The 5,940-nt window shown below is 34.6% G+C and carries 10 protein-coding genes; all 10 read right to left on the bottom strand.

The genetic code is table 11. The annotated features are described in order from the left end of the window. A partial coding sequence (locus QWC74_RS00805; protein WP_288993804.1) for a terminase large subunit occupies positions 1-1,520 on the bottom strand: 1,520 nt, incomplete at its 3' end. Then, positions 1,513-1,824 (bottom strand): hypothetical protein, encoded by a 312-nt coding sequence (locus QWC74_RS00810; protein ID WP_272131411.1) that lies wholly within the window; start codon positions 1,822-1,824, stop codon positions 1,513-1,515. The genes QWC74_RS00805 and QWC74_RS00810, both read right to left, overlap by 8 nt. A gap of 184 nt (positions 1,825-2,008) precedes the next feature. Continuing rightward, positions 2,009-2,707 carry an HNH endonuclease signature motif containing protein gene (locus tag QWC74_RS00815; protein WP_278475123.1) on the bottom strand — a complete coding sequence of 233 codons (699 nt, stop codon included), beginning with the start codon at positions 2,705-2,707 and terminating at the stop codon, positions 2,009-2,011. 1 nt (position 2,708) lies between these two features. Beyond that, positions 2,709-3,143 (bottom strand): helix-turn-helix domain-containing protein, encoded by a 435-nt coding sequence (locus QWC74_RS00820; RefSeq protein ID WP_155230019.1) that lies wholly within the window; start codon positions 3,141-3,143, stop codon positions 2,709-2,711. 204 nt (positions 3,144-3,347) lie between these two features. After that, positions 3,348-3,764 (bottom strand): hypothetical protein, encoded by a 417-nt coding sequence (locus QWC74_RS00825; RefSeq protein ID WP_155223192.1) that lies wholly within the window; start codon positions 3,762-3,764, stop codon positions 3,348-3,350. 207 nt (positions 3,765-3,971) lie between these two features. Beyond that, complete coding sequence (locus QWC74_RS00830) at positions 3,972-4,277, bottom strand: hypothetical protein (RefSeq protein WP_288993808.1); 306 nt, start codon at positions 4,275-4,277, stop codon at positions 3,972-3,974. A 32-nt stretch (positions 4,278-4,309) separates the two neighbouring features. Beyond that, complete coding sequence (locus QWC74_RS00835) at positions 4,310-4,660, bottom strand: hypothetical protein (protein WP_288993809.1); 351 nt, start codon at positions 4,658-4,660, stop codon at positions 4,310-4,312. A gap of 16 nt (positions 4,661-4,676) precedes the next feature. After that, positions 4,677-4,976, bottom strand: a complete 300-nt coding sequence (locus QWC74_RS00840; protein ID WP_288993811.1) for a hypothetical protein — start codon at positions 4,974-4,976, stop codon at positions 4,677-4,679. Between the two features lie 109 nt (positions 4,977-5,085). After that, positions 5,086-5,334 carry a hypothetical protein gene (locus QWC74_RS00845; RefSeq protein WP_288993812.1) on the bottom strand — a complete coding sequence of 83 codons (249 nt, stop codon included), beginning with the start codon at positions 5,332-5,334 and terminating at the stop codon, positions 5,086-5,088. A 411-nt stretch (positions 5,335-5,745) separates the two neighbouring features. Further along, positions 5,746-5,940, bottom strand: a 195-nt coding sequence (locus tag QWC74_RS00850) for a hypothetical protein (protein WP_288993814.1), incomplete at its 5' end; no start/stop codon positions are given.

A 5,940-nucleotide genomic window follows, 5' to 3' on the forward strand; every position in this document is an offset into this window, starting at 1 on the left:
TTTTTTAAATCATTTTCCAACATCCTCATCGGATGACTCATGGTGAAGTGATCTTGATGAACACGAACCATATCAAATCCGTACTCTTCCATTGCTTCCACAAGTTGTTTCGATTCCCATTTATCGTAACCTATTTTAAACGCTCTAATTTTGTGTTTTTTCCACAATTCAATGAACCAATCCATTACATCTGTGTAATCAACTTCATCACTACTACAAAGATGTAAATGACCTGATTTTGCCCATTCTAAGTATTTATCCCGCTCAGATTTCGGCACTTTTTCTAATTTACTCTCTGGAATAAAATATTTACCTAAGAAATACTTCTCCTTGCTACCAGGTTTCATGATCATCACTCTTGCGCTAGTTAAATCGTACGTCTCTGATAAATCCACTGCACCAATGGCAATGCTATTATCTAAATCTTCAGGTTCATACGTTAAATCGTTGATAATATCTTGTTCTTGAAGCCATGCAGCACCGTTATTCTGCTTAATATTAAAGTCTTTGGCCAAAACAAAAGCACGACGACTCGAACTCGTTTTCGCCTCTTCTAGCATATTTCGTAAAAACGACCTTTTTTTGATTTTACCTAGGCCTGGATTGCTCTTCATCCAACTTGATTCATCTTGCCAAACTTCTTGCTCACTATCTTGGGTATATAGCCAAATGAGCCAACGTGGACGTTCAATCTCACCTGCTATAACTTGCCTAGCTTCAATGAGTCGCTTATCTAAATATCCGTCATGTGTAAATCCTTCGGTCGTTAACTCAAAGTATAAAGGCTCATTCTGTGTTGATAAGGCCTGACGAATTGGCATAACTGTACTATCATCTGCCATCTCGAACACTTCATCAACAGCGCCTACCCCAATATTACGACCTTCTTTTGCTCCTGTTTTAGCTGATAGTTTACGAATACTTCCTTTATTCTGTATCGTAAACTTACCTTTTTTCTTCTTTTGCTTTGGATGTCCAAAGAAAATTCCTTTAATATTCTTTCTTGTCACCTTAGACAGGGTCGGACTTTCTTCTCTCATACTATTAATCGCTTGGAACATTAAATCAGCTTGTTCATAGTCATTACTAGCACATAGAATTTTCTTCCCCATCTCACCACAAAACCATTCAGATAAACAAATCGCACCGATTAAAGGCGTTTTACCATTCTTTCGGCCAACTAAAAAAAGCACCTCTTGGTACTTTCTAACGTATTGATCAATCTCTTCATCGTATATTTTGATAGCAAATATACATTCAATAAAGGCTTTCTGCCAAATTTCTAATAGGAATGGTTTTCCGGCATGTGGTGCTTCAAAGTGCCGACATTCTGCTTCAATAAATTTGATTCTTTTATTCGATTCATCAAAATCAATTTTAATATGATTCCGATTCTGATAAATTACATCTGTGATTTCTAAATAGCATTGTTCGACTTGCCATAGAAGTTCTTTTCCGACAATCAACTTACCAGATTTGATTTGTTGGTAATACTCAACGAGATAACTTATCTTATTCATATCCAGCTAAATCCTCATCATCCTCATCTACAACTGTCCCTAGTATTTGAGATAGCTTATTGATATAACTCAAGTAGTTAGCCCGTGTTTTAACAATTAACTTAGAGACTGGTAGCTCTTTTTGAAGCATTGCATTGGATGGATGAACTTGGATTAATCCAGTTTTTTTTATGACTTCATGCATCCGATCTAATTCAACTTTACATCGAGCTGCTTCCAGAATAACACCATCCACTAATTGCAATTGGTTTTCATCAACACCATCAAATAATTTTTTGATTCGCTCATATTCTTTTCCTACCATGAATTATCACCACCTTTTTTCAAAATCGGCATTCTTTTTTTATAGGTGCCGAAAGTGCCGAAATTCAGAAAAAATTTGTCAGAAAATTTTCAAGAAAAAAACTCAAAATTACCCTGTGTGTGAAACGGCTCTTCCCCTTCAAGGATACCCTGTGCTTTAGAAAAAAGAATCATACGGGGGGTAGTCAGCACCACTCTTCAAACCATTGTTCGATGTATTGTTTAAACTCTCGCTTCTGATTCGCTCGTTCATCTTGACACTGAGTTAAACGATTAAGGCATTCCGTTTTATCTGTTTCAATCAAGACCATCTCTGCACCTAAATCGTTTGCTAATCTTTCTCGTGCTGCTCGATCAGGATAACCACCAATCACCCATGCTCGAGAATATTTTCCATATCTCATCTTCACTTGATCTAACAATAAATTTTTAACAGCAAAAACATTCGCTTTAATCTCTGATGGATTAACATATCGTTCCTGCAATGATAAAGCTTGATACAACAAATCCAATTCAATAACTAAATCTCCTGGTTGCATCTGTTCCTTTACAAATGTTTTCTTTCCGGCAAATGGTGGACCATAAACTAAATAAACTCCTTTATCCCATTTCGTCTTTCGATTGCCATATCCATAACCAAATCGTTGGTGACGCTTGTTGTGACAGTCATGACAAAGGATAACGATGTTGTCCGGATTGAGCGATACATTGGCATCATTCACATTTTCTAAGGTTAATTCTTCAATATGGTGCAGGTGTAACTCTTTAGACTCAATAATGAACTTCTGACAATCAGCACAAATTGGATTATGTTCACCGATATAGGCTAACCGGAATTTAATCCATTTATCTGACTTATAAAAAGAATCTAATGTTTTAAACACATTACCACGCCTTTGCCTCCAATTCTTTTTCTCTCAACTCTAAAACTTTTTCATCATGTTTCACTTTATGGTAATCACTCTTCCAATCTTGTGGCCGTCGATTCTTCAACCAAAAGATCATAGCTCCCACATCAGCTGGAACATGCTTAGTCACTACTTGTCGCTTTGTTAGTTGATCACCATCATAGGTTTCTTTTACTTCATCGTAAGTATAACCTAATGCCCGTTTTAGCAAAGCATTTTCAACCTTTTCATCAACCTCTTGCTTTCCTTTAGTTAGAACAGAATCTAACTCTGAATATTTTTTAACGTATTGCCTAAAGGTTGAATAAGCAATTCCTAAATTTTTAGCAATCTGTTTATCTGATACACCAGCCTTTGCCCATGCTTCAATCTCACTTAGACGATTTCTAACGTGAGTCTCGTACTTTGTCATTCATTCCATCACCCTCTTTCCTAAAGGCATAAAGAAAAGCCATACCCTTCGATATGACTTTAACTATGAGATTTTTATGACTGTTTGTAGCAATTAAGAACATCTGTGATAAATTATCACTCTATCATAATACCACATATTTTGGATAAAAATGTCCTATATTTGTCTTGTCTTTGTCCTATGTTTGTCCTATGTTTAACGTAACTACTTGACAATGTCGAATAACTGTGATAGTTCTTTTTCTCCACGTCTAATATAAACCCAACATTGGCTCTTACTAAAACTCAATTTAGACATGATCTGAAAGATTTTTTTACATTCAATATGATACATCTTGATTGCTTCATATTCGATTGGCATCTCCTTCTTTAATAACCCTAGTGCATCATTAACCAATTCAATCAATAAATCATATTCTAATAACGTTGTCTCCAGACGTTGCTTACGTGCAATCAAATCGTTGTAATAGTCCATAGTATCTTTGCTAGAGTATCCACCCTCGGCTTTAATTCCTGATGTTTTAATCCTAACAAGATTATCTATTCGATTTAATTCACCTTCTACAAGCGGTCTATTCTTTGTCATAAATCGATAATCTTCAAATTTTTTTCTTACATTCATTTCTTCACCTCTTATCCCGCTTCTTGATGATTTATTACTTACATGCTTTGCATCATATAAAACCCATTAAACCCAAATATAACTATCAGGATCCATAAAAATATAAAGTACTCTTTTTCTCCCTCTTCTTCAAATGCTAACTTCATCCCTGTTATCGCAAATCCTACATTTATTAGAATTAGGATTACACCTAGAAATTTCAAACCCTCATCCCTCCACCATACTTTTTAATTTATCTAATTTCTTTCTTTTATGATCATTAACCTGAATATGGCACCCATGACATTGTTTTAATTGTTCTAACATGATTTCCACATCTGCTATTTCTTCAGCTAGATTATCAATATACTCTGATAATGTTTCTAAATCTTCTGATTGACTATATTCCCATCTTGCAATTTTAGAGATTGCTTGTATTAGTTCTCCTAACTCTTCCATAGCTACGATTTGTTGTATATCTACTCCAAATGTTTCGACTGCTTTTCTACAAATCACGCTATCGCTAGTTGTCATCATATCCTCACCTCATAGATCATTTGTTTAAATTACTGTTCAAACACGCTATATAATCTATCAATATCGCTCGGACTATGACCATCCCACTCTGGGGCGCATTCAAGTTCCATAACTTTAAACCTATCCCAATAATCCTTATGATAATGATATGAATAATCTCCTTCTGGTGTTGTAATCCCTACAATAAAATAATCTTCATACATCGTTCCGTCATGATGCTTCCAACTCTTCCACGAGTTTCCGTGCCAAAAATTCACAAACAATGAAAATAACACCATTCTGTGATAATACAACTCATTAAAGGTATGTGAACCATCACTCACCTCTCCTTTATCTTCTAACTCTCCAATCATTTTATTAATCTCATCTACAAAATACATATCCTCACCTCATAAATTATTTTTTAAACTGCTCTTTATATTTCTCTAAATACTTATCCCCGAAGATATTGCTTTCTTGTCCAGCTACATATCTATAACCACCTGTGGCCATTTCTTTGATCAAAGCTTCTAAGCAGCGTTTATGTTCCTCGTTTTCCTTTTCTTCTTTTAAATACATTTCATAATGTGGACTTTCGGGTGTAACATACTGCCTTAACGTCCCCCAAATCGTTTCGTGAATCTCAATTCTTTGCTCTAACGAATGCTTTAAAATCAAAATATTCTTATAACTTAATCTCAAATGAATTTTACTCATTTTTTAAACCCTCCTCCTAACGCACAACTGATAAAAAACACACAAACACAAATAGTTAAACAGATTAACTCTAAATCACTTAAACCTGGCATACTCTCACCTCTTAGATCTAGTTTTCTATAAACTGACTACTGAATCCTAATGTTTTTTTATTGAAATCAATGATTCCAATTATATTTTTCCCGTCATAAACTTCAATCCAATAATCTGCTATCACTCCATCGGCTACATCACTAAGATAATAGCTTTCCAGTACGAATTTAGCTCTCTCCACGTCTGTACTACCGACTAATACACCATCATTAGAAGAACAAGCGACATAAACATCTACATAGCCAACTACATAACCTTTACTCATATCCTCACCTCATAGATCATTATTTTTATTCCTTATATTTAATTTCAAATATTAGATTCCTTAAATCTTTACTTAGGCACTTCTCTTCAAATGAATCTTCTTCTATTTCAACAATACCTTTTTTCATCTATCCATCTGTCTACATAATTAGCGATTCCTAGTAATCTATCTCTTATCTCTGTTGCTCTCATATTTTCACCTCATAGATCATTATTTTAATTATTGTATTTACACGCTAACACGAACAGAATTAAATAAAATGCTATAATCAAATTCACATCGATGCCATATATAACCGCTAAAGGCAAACACCATAATGGAAAAGGTAAAATGAACAGAATTCTAAACCATTGATTCAGCCATATTTTTTTTAAAATTCTCACACTATCACCTCATAAAATAGTTCTTCTATCAAAATAAACTCAACTGATTCTCACTAACCTTCTTCTTACGTCTTGGTTTAGTAACCTCACCCATGACATACCTCAATAGATGAGGTGCTAATAACCTATTTAAGTGCTTCTCTTGCCCTGGAAATGTTAGCTTACCAACTTTCAACTTTTCAACTGCACATTTACCACAACGATCTAATTCATCAAAAGTGTG

Source organism: uncultured Turicibacter sp., from assembly GCF_938044715.1.
Taxonomy (GTDB): domain Bacteria; phylum Bacillota_I; class Bacilli_A; order MOL361; family Turicibacteraceae; genus Turicibacter; species Turicibacter sanguinis.